General features: G+C 63.6%; 14 protein-coding genes and 1 pseudogene. 13 read left to right on the forward strand and 2 right to left on the reverse strand.

Translation table 11 applies throughout. From position 1 onward, the window contains the following. Window positions 1-148: 148 nt before the first annotated feature. From A477_RS0115920 to A477_RS0115975, 12 genes and pseudogenes are all read left to right on the forward strand, one after another. Window positions 149-952, forward strand: a complete 804-nt coding sequence (locus A477_RS0115920; protein WP_017199937.1) for a hydroxypyruvate isomerase family protein — start codon at window positions 149-151, stop codon at window positions 950-952. 65 nt (window positions 953-1017) lie between these two features. Next, window positions 1018-1914 (forward strand): annotated as a pseudogene (locus A477_RS0115925) (2-hydroxy-3-oxopropionate reductase); the annotation flags it as partial. A gap of 132 nt (window positions 1915-2046) precedes the next feature. Continuing rightward, window positions 2047-3822, forward strand: a complete 1776-nt coding sequence (gcl, locus tag A477_RS0115930; RefSeq protein ID WP_011776127.1) for a glyoxylate carboligase — start codon at window positions 2047-2049, stop codon at window positions 3820-3822. A gap of 25 nt (window positions 3823-3847) precedes the next feature. Beyond that, the gene (locus tag A477_RS0115935) at window positions 3848-5014 is read left to right on the forward strand and encodes a glycerate kinase (protein ID WP_017199939.1); all 1167 of its coding nucleotides are present in this window, start codon (window positions 3848-3850) and stop codon (window positions 5012-5014) included. Next, complete coding sequence (allB, locus tag A477_RS0115940; RefSeq protein ID WP_011776129.1) at window positions 5007-6356, forward strand: allantoinase AllB; 1350 nt, start codon at window positions 5007-5009, stop codon at window positions 6354-6356. The genes A477_RS0115935 and allB overlap by 8 nt, the downstream gene beginning before the upstream one ends. A 10-nt stretch (window positions 6357-6366) precedes the next feature. Continuing rightward, window positions 6367-7212 carry a winged helix-turn-helix domain-containing protein gene (locus A477_RS0115945; RefSeq protein WP_017199940.1) on the forward strand — a complete coding sequence of 282 codons (846 nt, stop codon included), beginning with the start codon at window positions 6367-6369 and terminating at the stop codon, window positions 7210-7212. Window positions 7213-7310: 98 nt separating this feature from the next. Further along, window positions 7311-7778, forward strand: coding sequence for a thioredoxin-dependent thiol peroxidase (bcp, locus tag A477_RS0115950; RefSeq protein ID WP_011776131.1), 468 nt, complete (start codon window positions 7311-7313; stop codon window positions 7776-7778). A 210-nt stretch (window positions 7779-7988) separates the two neighbouring features. Continuing rightward, on the forward strand, window positions 7989-9107 hold the full coding sequence (locus A477_RS0115955; RefSeq protein ID WP_017199941.1) for a PP2C family protein-serine/threonine phosphatase: 1119 nt from the start codon (window positions 7989-7991) through the stop codon (window positions 9105-9107). Between the two features lie 19 nt (window positions 9108-9126). After that, a complete protein-coding gene (locus tag A477_RS0115960; protein WP_017199942.1) occupies window positions 9127-11103 on the forward strand; it encodes a glycosyltransferase family 2 protein in 1977 nt (658 codons plus the stop codon). Further along, complete coding sequence (locus tag A477_RS0115965; protein WP_017199943.1) at window positions 11093-11425, forward strand: STAS domain-containing protein; 333 nt, start codon at window positions 11093-11095, stop codon at window positions 11423-11425. Before A477_RS0115960 ends, A477_RS0115965 begins: the two co-directional genes overlap by 11 nt. Next, complete coding sequence (locus A477_RS0115970; RefSeq protein ID WP_017199944.1) at window positions 11418-11837, forward strand: ATP-binding protein; 420 nt, start codon at window positions 11418-11420, stop codon at window positions 11835-11837. The genes A477_RS0115965 and A477_RS0115970 overlap by 8 nt, the downstream gene beginning before the upstream one ends. Window positions 11838-12049: 212 nt before the next feature. Next, window positions 12050-12598 (forward strand): hypothetical protein, encoded by a 549-nt coding sequence (locus tag A477_RS0115975; protein WP_017199945.1) that lies wholly within the window; start codon window positions 12050-12052, stop codon window positions 12596-12598. A 128-nt stretch (window positions 12599-12726) separates the two neighbouring features. On the opposite strand, the gene A477_RS0115980 is transcribed toward A477_RS0115975, so the two are convergent. Beyond that, window positions 12727-13821, reverse strand: coding sequence for a pyridoxal-phosphate-dependent aminotransferase family protein (locus tag A477_RS0115980; RefSeq protein ID WP_017199946.1), 1095 nt, complete (start codon window positions 13819-13821; stop codon window positions 12727-12729). Between the two features lie 26 nt (window positions 13822-13847). Further along, window positions 13848-15089, reverse strand: coding sequence for an MFS transporter (locus A477_RS0115985; RefSeq protein WP_017199947.1), 1242 nt, complete (start codon window positions 15087-15089; stop codon window positions 13848-13850). A 64-nt stretch (window positions 15090-15153) separates the two neighbouring features. Here A477_RS0115985 and A477_RS0115990 point away from each other — a divergent pair, with 64 nt between their 5' ends. Beyond that, entirely contained in the window at window positions 15154-15642 is a 489-nt protein-coding gene (locus A477_RS0115990; RefSeq protein ID WP_017199948.1) for a winged helix-turn-helix transcriptional regulator, read from the forward strand. Window positions 15643-15689 lie beyond the last annotated feature (47 nt).

Raw genomic sequence — 15689 nt, forward strand, 5'->3', positions numbered from 1 at the left:
CCACCCCCTTGACTCCCACCCCCACCTTCCCTAAACTTTTCATAAAGCAGAATCTAAATTCCACAAAGCGGAAACTGAGGCCAAACACCAAGGCAGCAGCCAAGCAACCCGGAAGATAGATCAAAGCCCCTCCTCGGAAGGACCTACGATGACGTACACAGTGAACTGCTCCATCCTCCTGACGGAGCTGCCCTTGCTCGAGCGCCCCGCCGCCGCGAAGGCAGCCGGTTTTGACGCCGTCGAGTTCTGGTGGCCCTTCGAGACCTCCGCCCCCAGCGACGCCCAAGTAAACGAGTTTGAAACAGCCATCAAGGACGCCGGCGTTCAGCTCACGGGCCTGAACTTCAACGCCGGCAACATGCCCGGCGGCGACCGCGGCCTGGTTTCTTGGAAGGGACGTTGCTCCGAGTTCAAGGACAACATCGACGTCGTAGCCGGCATCGGTGAGCGCCTGGGCTGCAAGGCCTTCAACGCTCTCTACGGCAACCGCCAGGACGAGTTCACCCCTGAAGAGCAGGACGAACTCGCGGCAAAGAACCTCGCCGCAGCAGCGGAAGGTGTCGCCCGCATCGGCGGCACCGTACTCCTCGAACCGGTCAGCGGCGCACCCAAGTACCCGCTCCTCACCGCCGAAGACGCACTCAAGGTCATCGCCCGCGTCAAGGCAGAATCCGGCGCACAGAACATCAAGCTCCTCGCCGACTTCTACCACCTGGCAGTCAACGGCGACGATGTCGAATCCGTCATCGAGAACCACGCAAAGGACTTCGGCCACATCCAGATCGCCGACAACCCCGGCCGCGGCGCTCCCGGAACCGGCACACTCCCCCTCGGCGAATGGATAGCCCGCAGCCGCGAACTCGGCTACGACGGCTACATCGGCCTCGAGTACAAGGAACCGCAGGAATCGGCCTTCAGCTGGGCCATCCGCCAGCGCGCCAACGCCAACTAACGCACGACGGCGGCACCCGCCAAAGCGGCTGACTCGCCAAACAGCACACCTGAGCTAAAAAGACTTTCAGAAAGAGAACCACAATGAGCAACGTTGCAGTCATCGGCCTCGGAATCATGGGCCTCCCCATGGCCATCAACCTCGTCAAGGCCGGCCACACGGTCACCGGTTTCAACCGCAGCCAGGACAAGATCGACAAGCTCGTCTCCGAGGGCGGCCAGGGCGCCACCAGCATCGCGGACGCAGTCAAGGACGCCGACGTCGTCATCACCATGGTCCCAGACTCCCCGGATGTTGAGGGTGTTGTCAGCGGCAAGGACGGCGTCTTCGCCAACGCGAAGAAGGGCACCCTCTGGATCGACGCTTCCAGCATCCGCCCGGACGTCGCCAAGCGCCTCTCCGACGACGCAGTAGCAGCAGGCATCCGCCCGCTCGACGCTCCCGTATCCGGTGGCGAGCAGGGCGCAATCGACGCTGTCCTGTCCATCATGGTCGGCGGCGAAGCTGCAGACTTCGAGGCAGCACAGGAAGTCCTCAACGCAGTGGGCAAGACCATCGTCCACGTCGGCCCGTCCGGCTCCGGCCAGACCGTCAAGGCAGCAAACCAGCTGATCGTGGCCGTCAACATCCAGGTCCTCGGCGAGGCAATCGCCTTCCTCGAGGCCTACGGCGTAGACACCGACGCAGCACTGAAGGTCCTGGGCGGCGGCTTGGCCGGCTCCAAGGTCCTGGACCAGAAGGGTCAGAAGATGCTGGACCGCAACTTCGACCCCGGCTTCCGCCTGGCCCTCCACCACAAGGACCTCGGCATCGTCACCTCCGCAGCCCGCGAAGCCAACGTCGCTGTCCCGCTCGGCGCAGTCGTCGCCCAGCTCGTCGCCGCAACCGTCAACCAGGGCGACGGCGGCCTCGACCACTCGGGCCTCTTCAAGCAGGTCCTCCAGCTCAGCGGCCGCAAGTAGCAGCCCGGCGCTAAGGCGCCAATAAAACAAAAGCAGGAAACCCGCCGTCGTACTTAAACGACGGCGGCTCCCTCACTACACCCAAAAACACCACAGACTTCGCCCGCAAGGGCAAAAAACAAGGAGTACACCATGGCTAAGATGCGCACCGTTGATGCGGCAGTCGCCATCCTGGAAAAGGAAGGCGCCACCGAGGCTTTCGGCCTGCCAGGCGCAGCGATCAACCCCTTCTATTCAGCAATGCGTGCCCACGGCGGCATCCGCCACACGCTGGCCCGCCACGTTGAAGGCGCCAGCCACATGGCTGACGGTTACAGCCGCGCAGCTGATGGCAACATCGGCATCTGCATCGGCACCTCGGGTCCCGCAGGCACGGACATGATCACCGGCCTGTACGCAGCTTGGGCTGACTCCATCCCCATGCTCTGCATCACCGGCCAGGCACCCGTTGCCAAGCTGCACAAGGAAGACTTCCAGGCTGTGGACATCGAGTCCATCGCCAAGCCGTTGACCAAGTTCGCAATGACCATCCTGGAGCCGGGCCAGGTTCCCGGCGCGTTCCAGAAGGCGTTCCAGCTGATGCGTTCGGGTCGCCCGGGCCCGGTCCTGCTGGACCTGCCCATCGATGTTCAGATGGCCGAGATCGAGTTCGACATCGACGCCTACGAGCCCCTACCGGTGGAGAAGCCCAAGGCTTCCCGCAAGCAGCTGGAAAAGGCTTTGGACCTGCTGACCGCAGCCCAGCACCCGCTGATCGTTGCCGGTGGCGGCATCATCAACGCGGGCGCTTCGGCTCAGTTGGTTGAGCTGGCCGAGATCCTGAACGTTCCGGTTATCCCCACGCTGATGGGCTGGGGCGCCATCCCGGACGACCACCAGCTGATGGCCGGCATGGTTGGCCTGCAGACCTCGCACCGTTACGGCAACGAGACGTTCCTGCAGAGCGACTTCGTGATCGGCATCGGCAACCGTTGGGCCAACCGCCACACCGGCGGCCTGGACACCTACACGGCTGGCCGTAAGTTCGTGCACATCGACATCGAGCCGACCCAGATCGGTCGCGTTTTCTCCCCGGACTTGGGCATCGCGTCCGACGCCGGTGCGGCGCTGGACGGTCTGTTGGAGCTGGCTCGCGAACGCCAGGCTGCCAAGACACTGCCGGACTACTCGGGTTGGGTTGCCGAGTGCCAGGAGCGCAAGGGTTCCCTGCACCGCAAGACCAACTTCGACAACGTGCCGATCAAGCCGCAGCGCGTTTACCAGGAGATGAACAAGGCCTTCGGTCGCGACACCACCTACGTGTCCACCATTGGCCTCTCGCAGATCGCCGGCGCACAGATGCTGCACGTGTTCGGTGCCCGCAAGTGGATCAACGCCGGCCAGGCCGGCCCGCTGGGCTGGACCGGTCCCGCCGCCTTGGGCGTTGTTCGTGGAACCCCGGACGCCACCGTTGTTGCCTTGTCCGGTGACTACGACTTCCAGTTCATGATCGAGGAACTGGCCGTGGGCGCACAGTTCAACCTGCCGTACATCCACGTTGTGGTGAACAACAGCTACCTGGGCCTGATCCGTCAGAGCCAGCGTGGCTTCAACATGGAACAGAACGTTTCCCTGGCCTTCGAGAACATCAACAGCCCGGAGACCAACGGCTACGGCGTGGACCACATCAAGGTTGCCGAGGGCTTGGGCGTCAAGGCCATCCGCGTTGAGGACCCCAACGATCTGCCTGCCGCTTTCGATAAGGCCAAGGCACTGATGGGCGAGTTCAAGGTTCCCGTGGTTGTTGAAGTGATCCTGGAAAAGATCACCAACATCTCCATGGGCGTTGAAATCAGCGGCGTGAACGAGTTCGAAGAATTGGCAGAAACCGCGGCGGACGCACCCACCGCGATCCTGACCAAAGCGTAAGTAAGTAAAGGAAGGAGGCACCGGAATGCGTGTTGTCATCGCCCCGGACAAATTCAAGGGCTCGCTGTCCGCGCCCGACGTCGCCGAGCACCTGGCAACAGGACTGCTGGCGGGGTTCGGCGACGGTATACAAGCAACACGCATTCCGGTGGCCGACGGCGGCGAAGGAACCATCGACGCCGCCATCGGCTCCGGCTTCACCCGCCGGACCACCACCGTCACCGGCCCGCTCGGCGAGCCAGTGAAGGCCGACTTCGCAGTGCGGGACCAGGAAGCTGTCATCGAAATGGCGGCAGCTTCCGGTCTCGCCCTCCTCCCGGACGGCCCCACGAGTGAAACAGCCAAAACGGCCACCAGCATCGGAACGGGCGAACTCATCCGCGCCGCGCTGGACCTCGGCTGCCGCAAGATCATCCTGGGTGTGGGCGGCAGCGCCAACACCGACGCCGGCGCGGGAGTACTGCAGGGCCTCGGCGCTGTCTTCCTGGACAAGAACGGCAACGAGCTCCCCGGCGGCGGTGCGGCACTCGCGGAAATCGACAGCATCGACTTCTCCAACTTCGACGTCCGCGTTGAGGCCACGGAGTTCGTGTTGGCGTCCGACGTCGACAATCCCCTTTTGGGGGCCAGCGGAGCCCCAGCCATCTTCGGTCCGCAGAAGGGCGCGACGCCGGACGACGTCACCGAACTGGATGCGGCACTGGGCCACTTCGTGGACGTTCTGGCAGGAGCGACCGGCCAGCACGCCAAGTTCGCGGCCAAGGCTGAAGGCGCTGGAGCAGCAGGCGGCGTGGGCTACATAGCCATAGCGGCACTGAAGGCAGAGCGCCGGCCGGGTATCGACGTCGTGCTTGAATTCACTGAACTCGAGCGCAGGCTCAAGGGCGCCGACCTGGTGATCACCGGAGAAGGCAGCCTGGACGAGCAAAGCCTGCTCGGCAAGACCCCCATGGGAGTTTCGCGGGCGGCACAAAGGAACGGGGTTCCCGTGATCGCAGTGTGCGGTCGGAGTACCCTGAGCCGGGAACAACTCACGGATGCCGGCTTCCACACGGTCCACGCACTGACCGATCTGGAAAAAGATGTCCAAAAATGTATCGCTGAAGCAGGTCCGTTGCTTGAACAATTAGGTAAGCACATAGGCGTGTACCTGGCGGAACGGACCGAAAACAAGGAGTACCTCAATGTCTGAAGCAATCGGCGCCTATGACCTCGTTATCCGGGGCCAGCGCATCCTGACCACCGCCGGCCTCGCAGCCCGCGAAGTTGGTATCCGCGACGGCATCATCGTCGCCATCGAACCCCTGGGCAACGGCCTGACGGGCAACGAGGTCATCGAACTCGCGGACGACGAAACCCTCATCCCCGGCCTGGTGGACACCCACGTCCACGTCAACGAGCCCGGCCGCACCGAGTGGGAAGGCTTCGCCTCCGCCACCCGCGCCGCTGCCGCCGGTGGCGTGACCACCATCATCGACATGCCGCTGAACAGCATCCCGCCCACCACCACCGTGGACGGCCTGGAGCAGAAGCGCGTGGTCGCCAAGGACCAGGCGTTCGTGGACGTCGGATTCTGGGGCGGCGCCATCCCGGGCAACAAGAGCGACCTCCGCCCGCTGCACGACGAAGGCGTTTTCGGCTTCAAGTGCTTCCTCCTGCACTCCGGCGTGGACGAGTTCCCGCACCTGGACGCGGATGAGATGGAAGAGGACATGAAGGAACTCAAGTCCTTCGATTCCCTCATGATCGTGCACGCCGAGGACTCCCACGCGATCGACCGGGCCCCGCACCCCGGCGGCGACCACTACGAAACCTTCCTCGCATCCCGCCCCCGCGGCGCCGAGAACAAGGCAATCGCCGAGGTCATCGAACGTGCCCGCTGGACGGGAGCCCGAGCCCACATCCTGCACCTCTCCTCCTCCGACGCACTGCCCATGATCGCATCTGCAAAGCGCGACGGCGTCAACCTCACCGTTGAGACCTGCCCGCACTACCTGACGCTCATGGCCGAAGAAATCCCCGACGGCGCCACGGCCTACAAGTGCTGCCCGCCCATCCGCGAGGCCTCCAACCGTGAGCTCCTCTGGAAGGGCCTGCAGGACGGCACCATCGACTGCATCGTCTCGGACCACTCCCCCTCCACGCTGGACCTGAAGGACCTGGAAAACGGCGACTTCGCCGTGGCCTGGGGCGGCGTTTCCTCGCTCCAGCTGGGCCTGTCCCTGATCTGGACCGAAGCCCGCCACCGCGGCATCCCGCTGGAGCAGGTGGTTTCCTGGATGGCCGAGAAGCCCGCCGCCCTGGCCCGCCTGCACAACAAGGGCCAGCTCGCCCTGGGCTACGACGCGGACTTCTCCATCTTCGCCCCGGACGAAGCCTTCGTTGTGGACGTCACCAAGCTCAAGCACAAGAACCCGATCACGCCGTACGACGGCCGTCCGCTGGCCGGCGTCGTTCGCAAGACGTACCTGCGCGGGACCCCGATCGACGGCCAGAACCCCGGCGGCAAGCTGCTCCGCCGCGGCAACGTTTAGGTCTACCGCCATGGCAGTCAATGCCTACGGGCCACCGCCGTCGCGAGGACCCGCAGCACGCGGCCTCACAGCCCGCGGGTCCTCCGCGGGGCGGCGGAATGGCCTGAATGATCGGAACGGCCTGACCGCACACGGTCTGGCGCTCTGGGTCAACCCGGCCGAGGGCGACGAGATCGATCCTGAGGTCTGGGAGCGGGCAGCACGCCTTGTGCTGGCCCGCGCCATGAAACTTGCCCCGGAGGCGGAAGTCCGCATCTGGCCCGCCACCGGGGCAGAGCACTCCGGCGTCGGCGACACTTCCTGGGGCGGCACTCCGCAGGAAGCCGCCGACGCCGGTACCAACGGGCCGCAGGCAAGCACAGTTACGCTCGCCGATGCCCTGGCGGAGGCCCGTTTGGAGGCCCGCACTCGGGGAGGTTCACCCTTGAACGGACAATTCACCAGCACACGCGAGGGTGAATTGTCCGTTGGCGGGGGCCAAGCCACAACTGGCGACAGCACCGCCGTCGAGCCCGTAACGTTGGCGAGCCGCCGCAGCCAACTTGCGGTGGACCTCGCCGCTGAAGTAGTGCTGCTGGATGGCGAGCCGGTTTCCTTTACTGGCATGGAATATAAGCTGTTGCGCTACCTCGTGGTCAACTGCTCACGGGCCATCAGTCGTGAAGAATTGCAACGTTTTTTGGAGTCATTTGACCTCCCCGGCGCGGCATTTCGCTCGATCGACGTTTATGTTGGAAGGGTGCGGCGGAAGCTAGGCTCCGCCCGACACACCGTCGCCACCGTCCGTGGTGGCGGCTACCAGTTCGTGCCAGGGCCCTATGCCACAGTGCGCGGACCTGCGGAATACAGCATCTAAGTTCGCTGTTGTAAAAGATCAACGCCCCCGCAATGTGCATGACCGCTGTTGTTTGAAATGAAGGCCGGCTGTTTGCCGGTGAAACGTAAAGGATCGCTATGACCCAGAAACTCCTCGTCGGAACGCAAGCACCTGATTTCGCGCTTCTCGACGCCGACGGCACCAAGGTCTCGCTGTCCGATTACCGCGGACGCAACGTCATTGTGTACTTCTACCCGAAGGCAGCCACCCCCGGCTGCACCACCGAGGCTTGCGACTTCCGCGACAACCTCGCCAGCCTGCAAGGCAAGGGATACGACGTCATCGGGATCTCCCCGGACGGCCCGGAGGACCTCGCAAAGTTCACCGGCGAATTCGCCCTGACCTTCCCGCTGCTCTCTGACGAAGACCACTCCGTGGCCCTCGCCTACGGCGCTTGGGGCGAGAAGCTGGTTGACGGCGAAATCGTCGAAGGCCTGGTCCGCTCCACCGTTGTCCTCGACGGCGAAGGCACCGTGAAGCTCACCCAGTACCAGGTGTCCGCGCAGGGCCACGTCCAGGCTTTGAAAGAAGAACTGGGCGTCTAACCCTCTCTCACATCCCGCGTGCTTGAGGGAAACCCTCTCTCACATCCCGCGTGCTTGAGGGAAACCCTCTCTCACATCCCGCGTGCTTGAGGGAAACCCTCTCGCACATAACTGCACAAATCGTGTAACGCCCGCCCACTTTTGTGAGCGGGCGTTTCATGTATCGTGACTAAACGTGACAAATAACCAGCAGCATTAGTTAATGGAGCCATGGTCTCTTCCCCACCCGTGCGCCACGCTGTCGTCGTCGAAGATGACGCTGACATCCGCGGCCTCCTCGTCCTCGTCCTGGAGCAGCTCGATTTCGTGGTGACGGAAGCGCCTGACGGTCTCTCCGGCGTCGAAGCTGTCCGCAGAACCAACGCCGAACTGGTGACCTTGGACATCAACCTCCCGGACATCGATGGCATGGAAGTCTGCCGTCGCCTGCGCGAGTTCTCTGACGCCTACATCCTGATGCTCACGGCACGGGCCGACGAAATCGACCGGCTCAACGGCCTGGACACCGGCGCGGACGACTACATCAACAAGCCGTTCAGCCCCAAGGAACTCCAAGCCCGCATCCGCGCCCTGTTCCGCCGCGCCCGCACACCCGCCCCAACAGCCGCGGACACCGGCCAAAGCGACGAACTCGCCCGGGCAGCAGTGGTGCAGCAAAGCCTCCTCCCGCGCGAAACGGTCCGGCTCGACGGTTACGACGTCGCTGGCGCCTTCCGTCCTTCGCGCAGTGTCGGCGGGGACTTCTACGACTGGTACCAGACGCGTGACGGCATGCATTTCACCTTTGCGGACGCCATGGGCAAGGGCATGGGTGCCGCACTTATCGCAGCAACAGTTCGCGCCGTGATGCGTTCAGTAGCGGACACCCCGGCCATCGACGCTGCCTTCGGATCGGCCAGCGCTACCATTACCTCCGATCTGGACCAGTCCGGCTCCTTCGTCACCATGTTCCACGCGCGGCTGGACAGCGCCTCGGGAAGACTTAGCTATATCGACGCCGGCCATGGGCTTGCGCTGCACGTTCCCGCTGAGGGGGCGGCACGGAGGTTGGTTTCCGCCGGACCACCCGTCGGCATCCTCGACGACCAACTGTGGCCCGCCTCTGAGCTGGACCTGGAGCCTGGCGATTCGCTGGTGATCGTCAGCGACGGCGTGCTTGATGCCCACAATTCCTTGGAGGACTTTCAGCGGAACGTGGAGAAGGTGGCGCGCAGCGGGGCTACCTCGGACGATGTGTGCGCCGCTCTGCTGGAGCTGGCACCGGCATCCACCGCCGAAGATGACGTGACCGCCGTCGTCGTACGCCGAAAACCAAACGCAGGGCTGTAAACCGCAAAAGGGGGGATTTGTGACACGTTTCTGGACCCGGCTGATCGTGGTGCTGACGGTCATTTTGGGCGTCAACTACGTAGCGTGGCGTTGGATGGCTTCGCTGAACTGGGAAGCGTGGTGGATCGCTGTTCCATTGGTGATTGCCGAGACGTACAGCCTGATCGATGTCATGTTGTTCGGCCTGACCGTGTGGAACATCAAATTCCGGAAACCGCCACCCCCTCCCCCAGCCGACGCAACGGTGGACGTCTTCATCACCACCTACAACGAGCCGTTGGACCTGGTGATGACTACGGCCTTGGCGGCCAAGGAGATCCGCTGGCCGCACAGCACTTGGATCCTCGACGACGGCGATCGCCCCGAGATGCGCGAACTCGCCGAATCGAACGGGATTGGCTACGTCACGCGCGGCGCGGACTGGACTCCGGACATGCCGCGGCACGCCAAGGCCGGCAACCTGAACAACGCGCTCATGCTCACCTCCGGCGAGTACCTGTTGATTCTCGACGCCGACCAGATCCCCGAGCCGGACATCCTGGACAAGACGCTGGGCTATTTCAACGACGACAAGGTGGCGTTGGTCCAGACCCCGCAGTACTTCATCAACGTCCCCGCCGACGACCCCCTCGGCAGCCAGGCTCCCCTGTTCTACGGCCCCATCCAGCAGGGCAAGGACGGCTGGAACGCTGCATTCTTCTGCGGGTCCAATGCGATTCTCCGACGGGAAGCCCTCATGCAGCTGGGCCTGGTGGGCTACGTCAAAGCCACCGAGAAGAGTGTCCGACGAGCCCTCGCTGCCTCGCGCACCGCGATTAAGAAGGCACGGCGATCACCCGAGGCCGAGAACCCGCTCGTGGAGCAAATGCTTAACGAGGTGGAAGCTGCAACGGAATCAGCGCAGAAGGAACTGGAAGCCGGGGCATCCCTCAGCGAAATCACATACCGCGTCCGCCGCCAAGTGGACGACGCCGTTCGCACCCTCGTGGCCGCAGACTTCTCCGCGCTCCAGTCCGACCTCGAAGAGATCGCAGCCATGGAACTCGCCCACGTCGGTGAGTCCGGCGTGACCACGGTGGCGACTGACGCCGTCGACCGTATGTCCGGACGCGACTGGTCCCCCCTGGGTGCGCTCGAGTCGGTTCACGCTGTCCTGGATGCCATCTCGGTGGAACGCACCGACGAAGCCCAACCGATCATGCCGCTGGCCACCATCTCTGTCACGGAGGACATGGCCACCGCCATGCGCCTCCACGGCCTGGGTTGGAAGAGCGTGTACCACCACGAAATCCTTGCCAACGGGCTGGCTCCGGAGGACATCAAAACCATGCTGACGCAGCGACTCCGCTGGGCCCAAGGCACCATGCAGGTCCTCCTCCGCGAGAACCCGTTGGTCCAGCGTCGGCTCACATGGGGCCAACGGCTCATGTACTTCTCCACGATGTGGACGTACCTGAGCGGCTTCGCTGCCGTGGTCTATTTCGCGGCGCCCATCATCTACCTGACGCTCGGCATCCTCCCGGTCAACAGCATCAGCTCCGACTTCTTCATCCGTTTCATCCCGTTCATGGTGGTGAACCAACTGCTGTTCCTGGTGGCCGGGCACGGCATTCCCACTTGGCGCGGACAGCAGTACAGCCTCGCGCTGTTCCCCACCTGGATCAAGGCCTGCACGACGGCGGCACGGAACGTTTGGTTCGGCCGTCCCCTGGGGTTTGCGGTCACCCCCAAGGCCCGGCAGAGCGGCGGGCCCAGTTGGAGCCTGATCCGGCCGCAGATCATCGTCGCGGTGCTACTGGCGGTGGCGCTGGTTGTTGGCCTTATCCGGCTACTCGCCGGAATGTCCGAGCCCTTGGGCACACTGGTGAACGTGGCATGGGTTGCATTCGACCTGGTGGTCCTGAGCGTGCTGGTCAAAGCAGTTTTGTATAAGGGTTTCGTGCCCGAAGTTGTCGGGCCGGAGCGCCCAGAGGAGAGGAATGCAGATGCAGTTTAGCTATGAGGTCAACGACTCCTACGCAGAGGTGAAAAGCGTGGGCCGGCTGAACATGGTGGCCGCGCCCAAGCTTCGGGAAGTAGTGGCCGAAGTTGTGGCCGGTGGCTCCAGCCGTGTGGTGGTGAACCTGGCAGAGACGGACTTCATGGATTCCTCCGGGCTAGGTGCGCTCATCGGCTGCCTGAAGGCTGCGCGTCAGGCAGGCGGTGACCTCCGGATCGCAGGAGTTCAGCCGCAGGTCAAAATGGTTCTGGAACTAACCAACATGGACCGGGTGCTCACGGCTTACCCCTCGGCCGAAGCTGCGTTCGGCGATGACTGAGGTAATCGCCCGCCGGGGCTTCCATGGGCCGTCCAGCGAGGAAGCCATCGAAGCCATCCACAATGAGCTGGACGCCCTGTGGGACGACGCCTCGTTCGTGCCCGACATGGACCGGATGACCTTCGCAACGGCCGTCATCGAAGCTGCGGCGAACATCGTGCAGCACGCGCTTCCTGTGGCGGACAAGCCCGTGGAGATCGACGTCGACATCAGCGTCCGCCCCTCTCGGCTGGTGGCACGGGTCAGCGCGTTCAACGCCCGGGAACCCTTCGCCAACGACATGCAGGCCAACATGCCGGACGAGGAAGCGGAGTCCGGCCGCGGGTTGGCTCTCATCGAGGCGCTGGTGACCACTGTGACCTTCGAGCGCCAAGACGGCACCAACACGTGGATCCTGACCCGCAACACCTGACCCTCTCTCACCTCCCACGCCCTTCACCGCAACCCTCTCTCACCTCCCACGCCCTTCACCGCAACCCTCTCTCACCTCCCACGCCCTTCACCGCAACCCTCTCTCACCTGCAGGGTTATTCTCCCCATCGCCAAGCGCAACGCTGCGTGACAGCATTCGGTGAGGTCCGCCGTCGAGCACTAAATGAAACCGGGGAAGAAATGAACCGTTGCATGCTTCGAACATCAGCGCGCCCGTTCGCGGTGGCCGTTGCCCTCGTCACGGGATCTGTTGGTGCTGCCGGGTGCAGCGCCCCCGGCGAAACCACACGGGAACCCAGTAAGGCGCCTCCCATTACTTCCGAACCTGCTCCTGTCCCTGAGAGCATCGCCAGGTACGACGCTCTGACCAAGGAACTTGTCGCCGCCTTGGAAACGAAGATGCCGGGCATCACCTGGTCCGTCGACGGCCCGGCAAGCATGAGCGTCACCGGAGACGGAAGATGCATGCTCTCCCCGCAAAGCATGAAAAGCAGCGCGGACATCGTGGATCCATCCAGAAACTTTGAGGATCTCTTCGCTGCGGCCGATCCTGTCCTCGAAAAGCACGGATTTCCTGCCTTCGACGGAACCGATCCTGTTCCCGGAGGGTGGGTGGTCACACGGAGCACTGATGCCGTGGGCGCCACGGTGAGCGTCCGGTCAAAGTTCCCCGCCTACCTCGAAGTCACGGTTCCAGTTAAGTCCGAGAGCTGCGACCCGAAGGAAATCCCGGCCAGCTGACCAAACACGCGGGACATGAGAGAGCGTCGCGCCCAACCACGCGGGACGTGAGAGAGCGTCGCGCCCAAACACGCGGGACGTGAGAGAGCGACCCACCCAAACACGCGGGACGTGAGAGAGCGTCGCGGCTAGGTTTTCGCGATTGCCTCTTTCAAAGCTCCGAGCACCAGCGTGACAGAGGCGCTGTTGGCATTCGGGCCCATCATCCCGATGCGCCACACAGTGTCCGCGAACTCCCCGACACCCGAGCCGATTTCCATGCTGAAGTTCTCCAGAAGGTAAGCGCGGACGGCCGCCGAGTTGACGCCGTCGGGCACTTTCACGGTGGTGAGGCTCGGCAACCGTGCGCCCTCGGCAGCGAACAAGTCGAGCCCCATCTCCTGAAGCCCAGCCTGCAACGCCGCACCAGCGGCACGGTGCCTGGCTTGGACGTTCTCAAGACCCTCGGCAAGGATGCGGTCCAAGGCGGCTTCGAGCCCGGCGATCATGGTGACCGGCGCTGTGTGATGATACGTCCGGGCACCGCTGGCCGCGCCCACGTACCCGCCCAGCAGCCCAATATCGAGATACCAGGAGCGCGTATCTTTGACTCGGCGCTCAAAGGCGCGATCGGAAACGGTGAAGGGCGAAAGTCCCGGCGGCACACCAAGGCACTTCTGCGTTCCGGCGTAGCCGACGTCGATGCCCCAGTCGTCTGCCAGTAGCTCCAGTCCGCCGATGGACGTGACGGCGTCGGTAATCAACAGGGCGTCACCCTTGCCGGCACCCAGCGCAGCTATGTCGGAGAGCACGCCGACTGAAGTCTCGGCATGGACGGCCGCGATCACCTTTGGATTCGGGTGCGCCGAGAGTACGCGCTCGGCATCAACGGGCTGGCCCCACTCGTGGTCGACGCGGATTACCGTGGCCCCGCAACGTCGGGCGACTTCGCACATGCGCGCCCCGAAGAGTCCGTTGACAGCTATCACTGCCACGTCGCCGTCGGACACGGTGTTCACGAAGGCCGCTTCCATGCCGCCGGAACCTGTGGCACTCAGCGGAAGGGTGCGCGCATTGGACGTACCCCACACTGTGCGGAGGCCTTCGCAGGTATGGTCGAGCCGTTCGATGAACACAGGATCAAGATGGCCGAGCACGGGATACGCAAGGGCGGCCATGGCCTCGGGGTAGCAATTGCTCGGGCCGGGGCCGAACAGGAACCTGGACGTCAGAATGTGCGGCATGTGCGAACTCCTTCAGCTGGTTGAGGTCATTCTGCCGCAGCCTGGTGGACGGAGCGAACCAAACGCGCCTCAGCACCCTGCCGCCGAGCCCGGTCCATCCCCCAAACGGCGAGCGCCAGCAGTGCGAACACTGCCCCAAGAACGCTGGCACCGGTCCAACCCCAGGCGTCGAATACCGGCGCGACGGCGGCGGCCCCGACGGCACTGCCCATCGAGTAAAACACCATGTAGCTGCCGATGATGCTGCTGGCTGACTCTTCAGCGCCGGACACGATGAGTGTTTGACTGCTGACATGGACGGCCTGCACAGCAGCGTCGAGCACCATGATGCCGGCGATGAGCCAGATCAGCGACCAACTTCCCAGGGACAGCGTGAGCCACGAGCCCAGGAGCGCCACCAAGCTGAAACCCGTGACCCGTTGTCCCCATCCATGATCTGCCGCAGCACCAGCTCTGGATGCAGCAAGTATTCCCACAAGGCCAGCCAGCCCGAAGAGCCCAACAATGCCCGGCGGAAGGTTCCACGCGGGACCGCTGAGCAACAACGACATCCCGCTCCACAGCACCCCAAAGGACGCGAACAGCAGCATGGTGATGAGCGCTCGGACACGGAAAACCGGATTGCGGCGCGTCAGTACCACCACTGATGAAACAGCCTGCCAATAGCGCGCTCCGTTCCTTGGAGCCGGCTCCCGGGGAATGGTGCGGAGGACTGCCAGCGATAGGACCACAGCAACTGCCGCGGCAAAGACGTAAACCGACCTCCACCCCCAGAGGTCCGTTATGCCACCGGCCACGGTCCGCGCCAGAATGAGGCCACTCACGACGCCGGAGGTGACAGTTCCGATGTTTCTGCCCCTTTGGTCCGGGCTACTGGAGGCGGCCGTGTACGCGACGACGGTCTGCACAACTGATGAGGCCAACCCCAGTATCCCGAACGCAAGCAGCAAGGCAGTGTGCGATGAAGCCAGGGTCACGGCACAGGCACCAACAGCACTCGCTGCCACCTGAACGGCGATGAGGATGCGGCGGTCCACCATGTCTCCCACTGGCACTAGAAGAACCAGTCCAATGAGATACCCGGCTTGGGATGATGCCACGACCCATCCGATGCTTGCCACGGGGATATCCACGTCGGCACCGATGCGCTCCAAGAGGGGCTGTCCGTAGTAGATGTTCGACACCATGAATCCGGCCACGACGGCGAGCAGCAGCAAAAGGCCACGGCTTATTCGCTGCGTGGATTTCGTCAGCTGATCACTGCTCATTTTCCCGGCCTCCAACTTTTCGGTTTCAATATGCAACCATTTGAGACTATGGCAGAATGGTTTCATGTTGCAACCAATCGAGATCGAGTGGACCGACTCCGAATGCCCGGTAGCCAGGGCAGCCGACCTCGTGGGCGACAAGTGGAGCCTGCTGATCATTCGGGACTCACTGGACGGCAAGCGTCGCTTTTCAGAATTCGAGAGGTCGCTGGGAGTGGCGAAGAACATCCTTTCGGACCGCCTCCGCCTTCTGGTGGACAGGGGCGTCCTGACCAGAATCCCCAACGACCGCGGTACGCGGAGTGAATACGAACTATCAAGCGCCGGACGCGACCTCTTCACCTTGATCCTCAGCCTCCGGCAATGGGGAGAACGCAACGCCTTCCGCCCCGGCGAAGCTCACTCCACCTTGGTGGACCCCGCGACGGGCGAGCCGGTCCCGCAGCTTCGCCCACTCCTGGATAGCGGCGCGGAGCTCACACCGGAACAGTCACTGCTGGTCAAAGTTGGCGAATCGCTGCCGCAAAAACCCGCCACCCAGGAACCCTCCTAGGCCAGACTGCTAAGGTTACTCACCAATACTGAGGCCGCCACGGATAG

Origin of the sequence: Arthrobacter sp. M2012083 (genome assembly GCF_000281065.1) — a bacterium.
GTDB lineage: Bacteria > Actinomycetota > Actinomycetes > Actinomycetales > Micrococcaceae > Arthrobacter.